The 14,580-nt window shown below is 68.7% G+C and carries 12 protein-coding genes and 1 pseudogene; 9 read left to right on the top strand and 4 right to left on the bottom strand.

The features are described from left to right. Nucleotides 1–804 (top strand): TIGR03084 family metal-binding protein, encoded by an 804-nt coding sequence (locus ABT294_RS35165; protein WP_350810641.1) that lies wholly within the window; start codon nucleotides 1–3, stop codon nucleotides 802–804. 98 nt (nucleotides 805–902) lie between these two features. Here the strand turns inward: ABT294_RS35165 and ABT294_RS35160 are convergent, their stop codons facing one another. Beyond that, nucleotides 903–1,655 (bottom strand): alpha/beta fold hydrolase, encoded by a 753-nt coding sequence (locus ABT294_RS35160; protein ID WP_350810640.1) that lies wholly within the window; start codon nucleotides 1,653–1,655, stop codon nucleotides 903–905. 601 nt (nucleotides 1,656–2,256) lie between these two features. Between ABT294_RS35160 and ABT294_RS35155 the strand changes: the two genes are divergently transcribed. Next, nucleotides 2,257–2,478 carry a hypothetical protein gene (locus tag ABT294_RS35155; protein ID WP_350810639.1) on the top strand — a complete coding sequence of 74 codons (222 nt, stop codon included), beginning with the start codon at nucleotides 2,257–2,259 and terminating at the stop codon, nucleotides 2,476–2,478. Between the two features lie 512 nt (nucleotides 2,479–2,990). Here the strand turns inward: ABT294_RS35155 and ABT294_RS35150 are convergent. Further along, nucleotides 2,991–4,292, bottom strand: coding sequence for an acyltransferase family protein (locus ABT294_RS35150; protein ID WP_350810638.1), 1,302 nt, complete (start codon nucleotides 4,290–4,292; stop codon nucleotides 2,991–2,993). A 110-nt stretch (nucleotides 4,293–4,402) separates the two neighbouring features. Further along, nucleotides 4,403–5,557 carry an epoxide hydrolase family protein gene (locus tag ABT294_RS35145; protein WP_350810637.1) on the bottom strand — a complete coding sequence of 385 codons (1,155 nt, stop codon included), beginning with the start codon at nucleotides 5,555–5,557 and terminating at the stop codon, nucleotides 4,403–4,405. A gap of 198 nt (nucleotides 5,558–5,755) precedes the next feature. Here ABT294_RS35145 and cmdF point away from each other — a divergent pair, with 198 nt between their 5' ends. The 7 genes from cmdF to ABT294_RS35110 all read left to right on the top strand — a co-directional run bounded on the left by cmdF (nucleotide 5,756) and on the right by ABT294_RS35110 (nucleotide 13,831). Further along, nucleotides 5,756–7,351, top strand: coding sequence for a tyrosine 2,3-aminomutase (gene cmdF / locus ABT294_RS35140; RefSeq protein ID WP_350810636.1), 1,596 nt, complete (start codon nucleotides 5,756–5,758; stop codon nucleotides 7,349–7,351). A 29-nt stretch (nucleotides 7,352–7,380) separates the two neighbouring features. After that, nucleotides 7,381–8,751, top strand: a complete 1,371-nt coding sequence (locus ABT294_RS35135; RefSeq protein ID WP_350810635.1) for a condensation domain-containing protein — start codon at nucleotides 7,381–7,383, stop codon at nucleotides 8,749–8,751. Between the two features lie 20 nt (nucleotides 8,752–8,771). Then, nucleotides 8,772–10,283 carry an FAD-binding oxidoreductase gene (locus tag ABT294_RS35130; protein ID WP_350810634.1) on the top strand — a complete coding sequence of 504 codons (1,512 nt, stop codon included), beginning with the start codon at nucleotides 8,772–8,774 and terminating at the stop codon, nucleotides 10,281–10,283. 127 nt (nucleotides 10,284–10,410) lie between these two features. Next, nucleotides 10,411–10,752, top strand: a complete 342-nt coding sequence (locus ABT294_RS35125; RefSeq protein WP_350810633.1) for a YciI family protein — start codon at nucleotides 10,411–10,413, stop codon at nucleotides 10,750–10,752. A 453-nt stretch (nucleotides 10,753–11,205) separates the two neighbouring features. Continuing rightward, nucleotides 11,206–12,789 carry a 4-hydroxyphenylacetate 3-hydroxylase family protein gene (locus ABT294_RS35120; protein ID WP_350810632.1) on the top strand — a complete coding sequence of 528 codons (1,584 nt, stop codon included), beginning with the start codon at nucleotides 11,206–11,208 and terminating at the stop codon, nucleotides 12,787–12,789. A gap of 38 nt (nucleotides 12,790–12,827) precedes the next feature. Beyond that, on the top strand, nucleotides 12,828–13,112 hold the full coding sequence (locus ABT294_RS35115; protein ID WP_350810631.1) for a phosphopantetheine-binding protein: 285 nt from the start codon (nucleotides 12,828–12,830) through the stop codon (nucleotides 13,110–13,112). Nucleotides 13,113–13,402: 290 nt separating this feature from the next. Next, nucleotides 13,403–13,831, top strand: a complete 429-nt coding sequence (locus ABT294_RS35110; protein ID WP_350810630.1) for an SgcJ/EcaC family oxidoreductase — start codon at nucleotides 13,403–13,405, stop codon at nucleotides 13,829–13,831. A gap of 191 nt (nucleotides 13,832–14,022) precedes the next feature. Here the strand turns inward: ABT294_RS35110 and ABT294_RS35105 are convergent. Further along, nucleotides 14,023–14,580 (bottom strand): annotated as a pseudogene (locus tag ABT294_RS35105) (alpha/beta hydrolase); the annotation flags it as partial.

Here is a 14,580-nt window from a genome sequence, read left to right as displayed (position 1 = left end):
ATGAGCGACCTACAGAAGGTGATCGAGGACCTCAGCGCGGAGAGCGCGGAGCTGGATGAGCTTCTGGCCGACCTGCCGGCCTCGCGATGGAAGGAGCCGACGCCCGCTCCCGGCTGGACGATCGCCCATCAGGTGGGGCACCTGTCGTTCATCTACCGGATCGCGGGGATGGCGGCGTCCGACCCTGACGGGTTCCGGTCGATGATGGCGTCCATCAAGGACGGTTTGAGTGAGGCCGTCAACGCGGCGTTGGACGAGTACACCGCGCTGTCGCCCGTGGAACTGCTGGCGCGTTGGCGGGAGGAGCGAGCGGCCGGGATCCGCGCGCTGGCCGCGGTGCCGGATGGGCAGGTGGTGCCGTGGCTGGTGCGGCCGCTGCCGGCGGAGATCCTGGCCTCGGCCGGCATCATGGAGACCTTCGCCCACGGCCAGGACATCCTCGACGCGCTGGGAATCCCGCGAGAGCCCACCGACCACATCAGGTATCTCGTCATTTTCGCCGTGCTGACCTGGGACTTCGGCTACGAGGCGCGCGGCCTGACCCCACCGGACGTGCAGTTCAGGTACGAGCTGACCGCACCGTCCGGTGAGCTGTGGGCGTACGGCCCGGAGACCGCCGACCAGAAGATCGTCGGCTCGGCGCTCGACTTCTGCCTGCTGGTGACCCGGCGCCGGCACCGCGACGACTGTGACGTCACCGCGGTGGGACCCGACGCCGACGCGTGGCTGGACATCGCTCAGGCCTACCGCGGACCCGCGGGGCCGGGCCGCCGGCCCGGTCAGTTCGCGAAGCTTCCGGCGTGAGTCCGCGGATCGCGCTGGAGGCTGCCTCGGAGCGGTTCACGGAGTGCGCGGACCCGCGGCGACGCGCATGGGGGAGCCCGGAGGCCGGTGACCGGTGTTCAGTCGAACGCCGCCGTTCCGGCGCTGGGGACTCCCACGCTGCGGTCCACCTCCAGGAGCAGTTCGGAGAGTTCGGCGGGAGAGGAGAGCATCGGCCAGCGGCCCGTCGGCAGCGTGCGGAAAGTCCATCCGGGTTCGTCACGCAACCGGCTGATGTCGTCGCCGATGCTGCCCTCGAAGTGATCCTTCTCGCAGATGACATAGGTCGCCGAGTGAGTCGCCGGCGGCCGCGTGAGGATCGCCGGGTCGGAGATCGAACGGCCGGGGTGCCCGACGCAGTGCCTGCGGAGCCACCGCGCGTCCCGGAGGGAGAGATCCTGTCCGGCCGCGATGGCGGCGACGGGCGGCGGGGGGAGGCGCCCGTCGTTGTCGTCGATGAGGCGCATCTCTTCCGCGCGCAGGCTGTCGGGGAAGGCGTCGAGCATGGACTTGCCGTCGTGGGCGACGAACGCCTCCACGTACACGGTATGCGCCACCCGCTCCGGCGCCCGATCGACCACGCTGCCGGCGACGATGCCCCCGTAGTCGTGGGCGACCAGGATGACGTCGTTCAGGCCCTCCTCGATGAGGAGGGACAGCGCGTCATCGACGTGGTCCGCGAGGGTGATGTTCTTCTCGTCGGCGTCGGAGAAGGACAGACCCGACAGCGTCACAGCGAGGGTACGGTGGCCCGCAGCGCGCAACTGTCGCTCGATCCGTTGCCATATCCACGCTCCGGCCCACAGGCCGGGAATGAGTACGTAGCTCCTCATGCCGCGCCTCTCGAGAACATCGCAGTGGCTGTATGTCCGGCACGCATCGCATCATGTTGCCATCGTGAGTTCCGGGGTGTACGAAAGGCAGAGATGGGGCGTATCGGATTCGAGCTTGTCCGGTGGGATGCGGAGACCGTGCCCGATCGCCATAAGTGCCGCTTCCTTTCGAACCCACGCCCTGGCGAATCCGGCCCTGTGCTCACGCATATGTACCGAGCGTAACGCGACAAGCTCCACTGAGGCCAATACGGTCTCGGCACCCGGCACATTCCGCACCGCTTCGACCTCGACGCTCGAGGGAGCGATCCAAGGTGCTGTGCCGTCGTCGTCCGGAGCGACCGGCAGGCAGTGACGAAGCACCGGCGTGCCGCAATGCGGCGATCCCCGCTTTCGCGGACGATCTCCGTGGGGTTGAGGTCGGCACGGAGGACCTGGGGGAGATCCTGGGCGTGACACTCGTTCTTGGGGAGCAGTTCTTTGTCCATGTGTGAATCCCTGAGATTCTTGAATGGAGGACGGCTCCGTGTCAAAGGCCTCCGAACTCAGATGGCTGTGAGCTGGGTCCGACAGAATTTGACGTCACTGTGTCGCGGGCTTGGTGACCCGCGCCGTCCTCATCTGGCCGATGGCCGGTGCGCCCGGGGCCGCGCACCGCCGAAGCGACCGCTTCGCGATGATCTCGTCCGACCAGGAACCCGATCATTGCCAAGCGACCGAGAGAGCCGTCGTGACCTGCTCAACCGCGGGCGGGGAAGCCTGCTTCCAGGTGCTCGGAGCGCGCCGTGATCTCGATGCGGTTCCCGAGGTCCTCTTCACGTGAAGCAGGTAGCGCGGCGGTCGGTCACGCGCGTCTATGTCGGCGACGCACCCGTCGGCGGGCTCCCCCGAGGTGTGCCGGCCCGCCGCGACATGGTCGGCGGCGCCAGGGTCGCCGCCCCCCGCACTGCCGCCGGCGTGCCTGGCCGGCCATTGACCACAGCCGCGCGGTTGTGCCGTCCCGATTATCGATCATGCCTGCCTCCTGGCCGTACAAAGAATGCGATCATTCTTTCGGCGTCGCGACTGCCAGTTCTTCTTCGCGATTGCGGAGGTGAGCGGCCCGGCCCGTCATGATCCAGCACCGACGATGTGTCTGGTGATGCAGCAGCTGGGTTTTGCCATGCTTTGTGGTGAAAAGTCGATCAAAGTCCCATCTCGGGGTGCTCCGCTCGTGGCCAAGCGGGTTCAGGTATGCGAGATGGAGGCGCTCGCCCGTTGCGAAAAAGTGACGAGCCCGGCAGGACTGCCGGTTGAGGACAGTCCTACCGGGCTTGACCGGCTGCTCGGAGTCGGTCAGGAGGTCGCCGTCGGCACCCCTGACCGGAGGAACCGGGAACCGAGACGGGCGGCCGGCCGCTCGACGAGGTAGTACGTGAGCGTCGACAGGATGATCGTGATGGCCAGCACCTCGGCGATCAGCTGCCAGAACCCGATCGTGCCGATCACCATGAACATCGGCTGCGGCGGCGTGCCGAACAGGTTGCCCATGCCGAACGCGAAGTACATCGCCGGGAAGTGCCACAGGTAGATGCCGTACGAGATGCGGCCGAGGAAGCGCGACACGGGGTTGCCGAGCAGCGCGTCCATGAACCGGGACCGGGCGCCCGGCGCGAACAGCGGGACCGTCATCAGCACGGCGAACAGCAGGAACAGGATCTGGTCCATCAGCGCCTGGCTCAGCGGAGGGTAGTCACCGTCGCCGGCCGCCGAGAACGGCTTGACGCAGTTGAGGACGTAGACCCCGAACGCGGCCGCCCACCACGTCAGAGGCGACTTCGCGGCCAGCCGGTAGATGGCGGGCTCCCGCCCGGTCGCCTCCTGGTACGCCGACAGCGCGGCGAACATCATGCCGATCGCCATCAGGCCGAGGAACCCGGGCGGCCAGAACATCTGGACCGGGTACGCGCCCATGAACGGCAGGTGGACGTAGACCTCCCACGCGAGGCCGAGCAGCACGATCGAGGACAGCGGCCAGATGATCCGGCGCAGCCGCTGTGCCGGGTCGCTGACCCGCCGAGCGTACTTGTTGATCAGCCAGGCGCCCAGCGGGAGCAGCAGGTAGAAGGTCAACTCGGCGTCGACGCTCCAGGTGATCTCCATGCCGGGGATCATGGCGTTCTTGGTGTCGACGAACCACTGCAGCAGCAGCACCGGACGCAGAACGTCCCACAGGCTGTCGATCGTGGGGAGGTTGATCAGCAGCAGCGAGGCGGCGACGACCGCCCAGTAGCCGGGCAGGATGCGCAGCAGCCGCCGGACGAAGAACGGCTTCAGCGGCGGCCGCTGGCTTCCCGCGAACGTCGCCCTGACGAACGGGCGGTACAGCAGCAGGCCCGAGAGCAGGAAGAACGGCGACAGCGACACGGTCAGGCCGACGGACAGCCAGTTGAAAACCGGCCAGCCCTTGTGTTCGCCGACGTCCATGACCCCGCCGGCGTAGGTGACGTGCGTGAGCAGCACCGCGAGGGCGAGGACGCCGCGGATGCCGTCCAGTACCGGAACCCGGGCCTTCTTTGGCGCTTCCTTCGATTTCGGAACGTTCTCGGCCTGCTTCTGCATCCCCTCATCGGGGTTGCCCGCTAACTCGGCGACCATCGGTGTGCTCCTTTATGCAAAGGATGGAGACCTCGATTTGTGCGGTCATTCAAGGCGGCGGGCGCTTCTCGTGCATCTTCCAAAATGCTCGAATTGTCGCGGATCCAGGGCTACCCGAGCGTGCGGACGAACGCCCGGATGTCGTCGACGAGGAGCTGGGGTTCTTCCAGGGCCGCGAAGTGACCACCGCGGTCGAGCTCGGTCCAGTGCGTGATGGTGGGGATGTCCCGGTCGGCGAGGCGGCGCAGCGGCAGGAACAGGTCGTGCGGGAAGACGGCGACGCCGACCGGGACCGACTGCGGCGGCGGCACCGCCCCCGTGACGGCCCGCCGGACGTCCTCGGCGCCCTCGTAGTAGAAGTGCGCGGACGACCCCGCGGTGGCGGTCAGCCAGTAGAGCGTCACGAGGGCGAGGATGCGGTCGCGGTCGATCGCGTCCTCGGGCAGCTTCGCCGCCGGGTCGGTCCACTCCTGGAACTTCTCCACGATCCAGGCGAGCTGGCCGACCGGCGAGTCGGTGAGGCCGTAGCCCAGCGTCTGCGGCCGGGTCTGCTGGATCTTCATGTAGCCGGACTGGTCGACGTCGAACCGGGCCAGCTGCTCCAGGCGCTTCCGGTCGGTCTCGGACAGGTCGGCGAGCTCGGCCGGGTCGCCGGACGGAAAGGTCATCAGCATGTTGACGTGCACACCTTGGATGTGTGCCGGGTCCATGAGACCGAGCACGAGGGAGATCACCGCCCCGGCGTCACCTCCCTGCGCGACGTACCGGTCGTAGCCCAGCCGGCGCATCAGCTCCGCCCAGGCGCGTGCGATGCGGGGCACGTCCCAGCCGGTGTTGCGCAGCGTGGAGAACCCGTAGCCGGGGATGGAGGGGATCACCAGGTGGAACGCGTCCGCGGGGTCGCCGCCGTGGGCGGCCGGGTTGGTCAGTGGCCCGATGACGTCGGCGAACTCCGGGAACCCGCCCGGCCAGCCGTGCGTGAGCAGCAGCGGGGTGGCGTCGGGCTCCGGTGAGCGGACGTGCAGCAGGTGCACGTACTCGCCGTCGATCTCGGTGCGGAACTGCGGGTAGCGGTTGAACTCAGCCTCGACCGCGCGCCAGTCGAAGGACGTCCGCCAGTACTCCGCCAACTCCTTCAGATAGTGCAGCGGCACGCCACGCTCCCAGCCGAACCCGGCGAAGTCGGCCGGCCACCGGGTGGCCGCCAAACGGCGGTGCAGGTCGTCGATCTGGGCCTCGGGAATGTTGATGCGGAACGGCTCCACGGTGGGTTCCCCTCTTTGCGTGCCGAACGACGAGGAAGGAAGAGCGAGCGGCTCTTCGCCTGGAAATCATCACCAGGCCGCGGATCGGCCTTCAACTTCTGGTGTGCGACCTGGTAGCGCACGCCCAGAGAAGCCCTCCGGCGGCCGGGCGGGACACCATGGGCGCAAGTGCTACGGCCACCTTGACGGGGTGAAGAAGTGGTTCAGAATGACGCATCCGTCGACTTCGACGGGGAGAAGTTGGACATCGACGGCATCCGGCGGGTCGCCGAGGACCGGGCACCCGTGACGCTGGGCGAGTCCACGTTGGACCGGGCGGCGACGAGCCGGGAGCAGTTCGAGGACATGGTTCGCCAGGGTGTCCCCGTCTACGGTGTCACAACCGGCTACGGCGAGATGATCTACATGCTGGTCGGCACGTCCAAAGAGGTCGAGCTGCAGACCAACCTGGTGCGCAGCCACAGCGCGGGCGTCGGACCGCTGTTCGCCGAGCAGGAGGCGCGGGCGATCCTCGCGGCGCGGCTGAACGCCCTCGCCAAGGGCTACTCCGCGGTCCGCCCCGAGCTGCTCGAGCGCATGGCCCTCTATCTCAACCTCGGAATCACCCCGGCGATTCCGGAGATCGGCTCGCTCGGCGCGAGCGGCGACCTCGCCCCGCTCTCGCACATCGCGACGGCGTTGATCGGCGAGGGCTACGTCCTCAAGGACGGCCGGAGCGTCGAGACCGCCTCGGTGCTGCGCGAGCACGGCATCGAGCCGCTGGAGCTGCGGTTCAAGGAGGGCCTCGCGCTGATCAACGGCACCTCGGCGATGACCGGCCTGGGGTGCCTGGTGCTCGGCCGGGCGCTCAACCAGGCGCGCCAGGCCGAGATCGTCACGGCCCTGGTGGTGGAGACGCTGCACGGCTCGAAGAGCCCGTTCCAGCCCGAAGGCCACGACATCGCCCGGCCGCACCGCGGCCAGATCGACACCGCGGCGAACCTGCGGGCGCTGCTCGCCGGCACCCGGCTCGCCGTCGAGCACGCCGACCTGCGCCAGCAGGCGAAGGAGCAGGCGACCGGCGAGGTCTCGCGCACCGACGTGTGGATCCAGAAGGCCTACACGCTGCGTGCCATCCCGCAGGTGGTCGGAGCCGTGCGCGACACCCTCTATTACGCCGTCCAGACCGTCGAGACCGAACTCAACTCAGCGAACGACAACCCGCTGTTCTTCGAGGGCAAAGAGGTCTTCCACGGCGCCAACTTCCACGGCCAGCCGGTGGCGTTCGTGATGGACTTCACCACCGTCGCGCTCACCCAGCTGGGTGTGCTCTCCGAGCGGCGGACCAACCGGCTGCTCAACCGGTACCTGTCAGGGCTGCCCGAGTTTCTCGTCGCGTCCGGCGAACCGGGCCTCAACAGCGGGTTCGCCGGTGCGCAGTACCCGGCGACGGCGCTGGTCGCGGAGAACAGGACCATCGGCCCGGCCAGTACGCAGAGCGTCCCGTCCAACGGGGACAACCAGGACGTCGTCAGCATGGGCCTCATCGCCGCGCGCAACGCGCGGCGGGTGCTGTCGAACAACGACTACATCCTCGCCGTCGAGTACCTCGCCGCCGCGCAGGCCGTGGACGTGTCCGGCCGTTACGACGGGCTCAGCCCGGCCGGCAGGGCGACGTACGACATGGTGCGCTCCATGGCGCCCACCCTGGAGCGGGATCGGTACATGGCCGACGACCTCGAGCGGGTGGCCGCGGCACTGTCCCGCGGGGAGTTCCTCGACGTCGTCCAGCAGGCAGGCATCGAGCTGCGTTGAACCGCTGATCACGAAAGGTGCTCCCAGCGATGACCCACACCACGCCATCGCCCGTGTCGGCGGCGAAGCGGATTCCGGTGTCCTTCGCCCAGCAGATGCTGTGCATGTTCGACGCCGGAGACCCGGACTCCGGGCCGTTCGGTCCACGGCACAACATCACCTGGGGTTGGCGGATCCGCGGCCCGGTCGACACCGGCACGCTCTCGGAGGCGCTCGACGACGTCGTGGCCAGGCACGAGGCGCTGCGCACGCGAATCGTGCGCGACGGCGACGACCTGTTCCAGACCGTCGCGCCGCCGAGCCCGGCACAAGTCTCCGAAGCGGACCTTTCGGACACGGTTCCGGAGGAACGGGACCGGCGCGCCGAAGAGCTGATCATCGAGCTCGAGGGCGGCAGGTTCGGCGTCGAGCCGCTGCCGCTGCTGCGCGCCGTGCTCGGCCGGTTCGACGAGCAGGACTCGGTGCTGGTGCTGATCGCGCACCACGCCGCGGTCGACGGCTGGTCCATGCAGGTGCTGATCGACGACCTCACCGCCGCGTACGCCCGGCGGCGCGGGCACGCCGTCGCCGATCGCCCCGAGCCCGCCCAGTACGCGGACTACGCGGTCTGGCAGCGGGAAGCGGAGGCCGAGGTGGTGCCGCCCGCGTCGCGCGCGTACTGGCGCGACAAGCTGCGCGGCGCGCAGATGGTCACCATGCGGATGGACCACCCGCGCTCGGCGAACCTGCCGAAGAACACCTCGGTGATCCGGTACGCGATCGACGCGGACCTGGCCGCCGCGGTGGCCGCCGTGGCGAAGGACAGCCGCAGCTCACCGTTCATGATCCTGCTCGCCGCGTACAACGTGCTGCTGGCCAGGCGGACCGGGAGCGGCGACATCGTGGTGCCGACCATCGGGGCCAACCGCAAGCAGTCCCGGTTCCAGGGCACAGTGGGGAACTTCACCAACTTCATCCCGCTGCGCACCGACGTGACGGGCTGTGCCACCTTCCGCGACGTCGTCGACCGGACCCGCTCGACCTGCATCGAGGCGTACTCCCGGGAGATCCCGTTCCTTCTGGTGCTCGGGGAGGCGCCCGAGCTGATGGCCCGGGCCGCCGCCGACGACCAGGCCCTCATCGCGTTCCAGGTGCTGCAGCTTCCGTTCGTGCTGGACGGCGACGCCGTCGGCGACCTGGAGCTGCGCAACGTCCCGCGGCGGCTGTCGCAGAAGGTGGCGACCGAGATCCCGGACGGCGCCCTGTGGCAGCTGGACGTCTCCCCGTCCGGCGAGATCAACGTGTACCTGGGTTTCAACACCCACAAGTTCAACGACATCACGATGCGCACGCTGGCCGACGAGTTCAGCCAGGTGCTCAAGGACGGCGTCTCCGACCAGCACGCGCCGCTGCGGATCTGACGAACGGACGAGGAGTCGACGTGAACGAATCGGCCATCATCCCGCGGTTCGGGCCCGCCACCATCACCGCGGACGACCCGCGCTACGAGAGCCTGCTGCGCGGCACCAACCACCGGTTTGTGGCCAAACCGGACCGGGTGTGCGTGGTGACGAGCACCGAGCAGGTGGTCACGGTGGTCGGCGACGCGGTCGCGAGGGGCCTGCGGGTGACGGTGCGCAGCGGCGGGCACGGTTTCGAGGGGTTCTTCGCCGCCGAGGGGGGCGTCCTGCTGGACCTGTCGGAGATGACCGACGTCTCCTTCGACCCGTCCCGCGCCGCTTTCGCCATCGAGCCGGGGGCCACCCTCGGCCACGTCTACCGGGTCCTGTTCAAGGGCTGGAACGTGACGATCCCGGGCGGTGAGTGCACCGAGGTCGGTGTCGGCGGGCACTTCGCCGGCGGCGGGTACGGCCCGTTGTCGCGCCGGCTGGGCGCGGTCGTCGACTACCTGTACGCGGTCGAGGTCGTCGTGGTCGACGCCGACGGCGTCGCGCGCGCGGTGGTGGCCACCCGCGAGCCCGACGACCCGCACCGCGACCTGTGGTGGGCGCACACCGGCGGCGGAGGCGGCAACTTCGGCGTGGTGACCCGCTACTGGGTGCGCTCACCCGGCGTCACCTCCGCCGACCCCGCCGAACTGCTGCCGAAGGCGCCCAGCCGCTGGCGCGTCGCGTTCTGCATGTGGCCGTGGGAGTCGATGACCGAGGAGTCGTTCACGACCCTGCTGCGCAACGTCGGCACCTGGTTCGAGCGGAACAGCGCCCCCGGCGCACCGCACGCCCAGCACTCCGCGTCGTTCTACGCCTCGCATCGCTCCGGCGGGGCGCTGCTGCTCCAGGCGATGATCGACGACGAGATCCCGGACGCGGGGGCGTTGCTGGACGCCTACTTCGACGCGGTGAGCGAGGGCGTCGGCGTCGAGTCGAGCCGCACCCAGGTGGTGCGGCCGTGGCTGTACTTCGCGGCCTACCCGAACTGGGGCGACCCCGGCACCCAGGACATCCGCCGGATCAAGATCAAGGCCGCCTACCTGCGCAAGGGGTACACCGAGCGTCAGCTCGCCACCATCTGGCAGCACCTCACCGGCGAGCACGGCGTGCAGAACCAGCTGATCCTGATCGGCTACGGCGGCCAGGTGAACACCGTTCCTCCGGACGCCACCGCGACGGCGCAGCGCGACTCGGTGCTGAAGGCGGCCTACATGGCGGTGTGGGGTGACGAGGCGGAGGACCACACGCACATCACCCGGCTGCGCGAGTTCTACCGCGACGTGTACGCCGACACGGGCGGCGTGCCGGTGCCGGGCGAGGTCAGCGACGGGTCGTACATCAACTACCCGGACGTCGACCTGGCGGACCCGACCTGGAACGCGTCGGGGGTGCCGTGGTCCACCCTGTACTACAAGGACAACTATCCACGACTGCAGCAGGTCAAGCAGCGCTACGACCCGGGCGACGAATTCCGTCACGGCTTATCCATCGAGCTGCCCTGAATAGCCGCGTCCGCTTGGCAGCGCAGTCCAGAAGATGCCGGCCGGCGGCAACCAGACTAAGAAGGCACGGAGCGGCTACCTTCCGCATAAGATCATGTACTGATCGAGAAAGAGAAGGAGGGCACGGATGCCTCAATTCGCAGTGCTTATCTACGAGAAGGAAATCCCATTCGAGGACATTCCGCCGGAGGTTCTCGAGGCTCACGGCGAGGTTCCCGAGAAGATCGAGAAGGCGGGCGGGCAGCTCACGGCGGGCTTCGCCGCGGACTCCGCGTCGGCCGCCCGGTCGGTTCGGGGCGACAAGGTCACCGAGGGCGCGTTCTATGACGTCACCCAGCAGCTCTCCGGGTTCTTCGTCATCGAGGCGCGCGACATCGACCACGCGGTGGAGCTCGCCAAGTTCGTGCCGATCGTCGACGGCGGTGTCGAAGTGCGTCCCCTGCTTGAGGGCCCGCCCGAGGAGGAGTAACCCCGAGGATTAACCAGGCCCGCGACCCACGCGAGCCGAGCGCCAACCCGGTGGAACCGGACGATTGCCCCGGGTTGGCGCTTTTGGGTCGATGTCGGGTGATACGGAATTCGGCTCAGAACGTCAATTGAAGTAATAAAGGCCGCCATTTACCGGTTCGGTGCCCTTCGTCCGCAGCGTGGCGGGCCTCAGCGCCGACGACAGCGGGACCTTTTCTGGACGACCCGGCACGGTCCGGGTGGAGAACCGTTCGCAACAGGGCACATCCCGCGACCGGCGAGCAGCTTCCCCCAACATGAGCGGCCCGGTCGATGACGGGGAGTGCCCGTCGGCCGCCGTCATCGGCGCACTCCGTACCGATGCGCGTCCGGCGACTCTCGCCGCGCTCGCACCGGGTATTTCCTGCTGTCGCAATCGAACTCGCGAAGCGAGGTCTCACCGAAAGGACGTCCGATGGCCGAACAGGAGCACGGTCCTGCCGGTACCGCCGATCGCCCGCCGGGGCCGCGTCCGCTCAACGGCGCCGAGTACCTGGAAAGCCTGCGGGACGACCGCGCGATCTACCTCTACGGCGAGCGCGTCAAGGATGTCACCACGCACCCGGCGTTCCACAATCCGGCCAGGATGGTGGCCCGGCTGTACGACGCGCTGCACGACCCGACGACCAAGGACACCCTGACCTGCCCGACCGACACCGGAAGCGGCGGGTACACCCATCGGTTCTTCACCACGCCGCACAGCGCCGAAGACCTCGTGGCCGACCAGCGGGCGATCGCCGCGTGGGCGCGGATGAGCTACGGCTGGATGGGACGCAGCCCCGACTACAAGGCCTCGTTCCTCGGCACGCTCGGCGCGAACGCCGAGTTCTACGAGCCGTACGCCGACAACGCGCGGCGCTGGTACCGGGAGTCGCAGGAGAAGGTCCTCTACTGGAACCACGCGATCGTGCATCCGCCGGTCGATCGCAACCGTCCTCCCGACGAGGTGGCCGACGTCTTCGTGCACGTCGAGAAGGAGACCGACGCGGGGCTGATCGTCAGCGGCGCCAAGGTGGTGGCCACCGCGTCGGCGCTGACGCACTACAACTTCGTCGCCCACTACGGCGTGCCGTTCAAGAAGCGTGAGTTCGCGCTGGTGGCGACCGTGCCGATGGGGGCGCCGGGGGTGAAGCTGATCTGCCGCACCTCCTACACCGCCTCGGCCGCCGTGATGGGCAGCCCCTTCGACTACCCGCTCTCGTCGCGGCTCGACGAGAACGACACGATCTTCGTCCTGGACAAGGTGCTCATCCCCTGGGAGAACGTGTTCATCTACGGCGACCTGGGCAAGGTGCAGATGTTCACCGGCCGGTCCGGGTTCCCCGAGCGGTTCACCTTCCACGGGTGCACGCGGCTGGCGGTGAAACTGGAGTTCCTGGCCGGCCTGCTGGCCAAGGCGCTGGAGATCACCGGCGTGGACGAGTTCCGCGGGGTGCAGACCCGCCTCGGCGAGGTGCTGGCGTGGCGCAACCTGTTCTGGGCGTTGTCCGACGCCGCCGCGCGCAACCCGGTGGACTGGGTGGGCGGCGCGGTGCTGCCCAACCCGGCGTACGGAATGGCCTACCGGTGGTTCATGCAGAGCGGCTACTCGCGGATCAAGGAGATCGTCCAGCAGGACATCGCCAGCGGCCTGATCTACCTGAACTCCAGCGCCGAGGACTTCGCCAACCCGGAGATCCGGCCCTACCTCGACCGGTTCCTGCGCGGCTCGAAGGGCACGTCCGCGGTCGAGCGGGTCAAGCTGATGAAGCTGCTGTGGGACGCGGTGGGCACCGAGTTCGGCGGGCGGCACGAGCTCTACGAACGCAACTACGCCGGAAACCACGAGAACGTCCGGACCGAGCTGCTGTTCGCGCAGATCGCCGGCGGTGAGGTCGACGGCTACAAGGCGTTCGTCGATCAGTGTCTGGACGAGTACGACCTGTCCGGCTGGACCGTGCCGGACCTGTCCTCGTTCCACGACCTGCGCGGCGTCCGCAACGGTCTGATCAACGGCTGACATCGACGGCTGACATCGACGGCACAGGAGGTCAACGCATGAGCAGCGAGAGTGGAAGCAGACTCGACCGGGCCGAACTCGAACGGCGGGTGACCGAGATCTGGCGTGACGTGCTGGGCACGCGGCCAGGCCAGGACGACGCGACGTTCTTCGAACTGTCCGGACAGTCCATCGCCGCGGTGCGCATCACGGCGCGGATCGAGGACGAGGCCGGTGTGCTGGTCGACATCGGCGAGCTGTTCGAGGACCCGGACCTGCCCGCGTTCGTGGCCATCGTGCTGGCCAAGGCGGAGGCGGAAGGTCAGCCGAAGTTGTCGGCCTGACCTGCGCTTGTGTCGCAACGCGGGAGATGTGCGCGGCACCGGCCGGATGGCACGATGGAACCAGTGGGCCGGGGAACTCGAGCCCGGGGGAGGGTCAGGCGCCGTAGGCGGACGTGCGAACGCCGGACCAGTTGGTCACGCCGTCTTCTTGCTCACCACCGGCGAATCCGCGCGGGTGAGCACGGTCGCGCGCGAATTCCGGGCCGTCACCCCTCGACAGCGGCGCCGAGCTGGTCGCGCCGGCTGGCCCGTCCCGATCCCCTCACCGTCATCGCGGCGAAAGGAACACCATGACCACGACCGAGGTATCGGCCGCCCAGCAGGCGGCCGTCGCGGCGATCGCCCAGAAGATGATCGCGGCCTGGGCGCACCACGACGCCGACGGCTTCGCCAATCTGTTCATCGAGGACGGCACCCTGATCCTTCCCGGCGTGTTCCGGCAGGGCCGCGAGGACATCCGCGCCTACTTCAAGGACGCGTTCGACGGCCAGTACAAGGGCACCCAGGTCACCGGCAAGCCGATCAGCCTGAAGTTCTACGGACCCGACGTCGCGCTGCTGCTCTCCCAGGGCGGCGTGATCGCGTCGGGCGAGACCGAGGTCGCCGACCCGCAGGCCATCCGGGCGTCCTGGTTCGCCGTCCGCGTCGATGGGAAGTGGCTGCTGGCCGCGTACCAGAACAGCCCGGCGAAGGTGGGTCTGCCGGCACCCGGCGCCTGACGGACATCTTGTCGGCGGCTCGGCCGGAGGCGGCGGCCGCCTGGTCTTCCACGTCTTCGCCGCGCTCGCCGAGTTCATCCGCGAGCTCATCGTGGCCGGCACACGCGTCTGCGCCGCCCGCACCGGTCCTGCCGGTGCGGGCGGGGATGGCACCGCTGCGTGCCTTCCCTGGAGCCGTCGGCGTGCCGGGGTCAGCCGGCGAAGTACTTGTCCACGATCGGGGCGAGGACGTTGGCGGCGATCTCGTGGGTCTGGCCTTCGATGTCGCGGACCTCGGTGGTGCTGGGCAGCACGTCGTTGAGGGCGTGGGCGGCGTTGTGCATCCACTGCTCGCTGGCGCCTCCGAAGAGGATGAGCGTGGGTACGGTCAGCGACTTCCACCGGTCGGTGGGCAGCGGCTTGCCGGACATAAGGCCGTCCATGATCTCGCCGTCGTAGGCGACGGTGTCGCCGACGGCTTCCATCGCCGCGAAGAACGGCTGGGCGCGCATCTCGTCCACCATTTCGGTGGGGAGGAAGACCGTCTTGGTCAGGGCGTGGGCGATGGCGTCGCCCTTGCGGCCGTCGGCGATGATCTTCTTGGCCTCGTCGAGGTAGTCGTCGGGGCGCGGCGGGTGGGTGTCGTCGACGATGAACGGCGGCTCGTAGACGGCCAGTTTGGTGATGGGCAGGCCGCTGGCGGCGGCGTCCAGGGCGAGGACGGCACCGGAGGAGATGCCGACGACGTTGGCGGTTCCGCCGGCCTCCTT

Source organism: Nonomuraea sp. NPDC000554 (assembly GCF_040300065.1).
Lineage (GTDB): Bacteria > Actinomycetota > Actinomycetes > Streptosporangiales > Streptosporangiaceae > Nonomuraea.
Note: the sequence above shows the minus strand (reverse complement) of the source record. Positions and strands in the feature narration are given on the sequence as shown.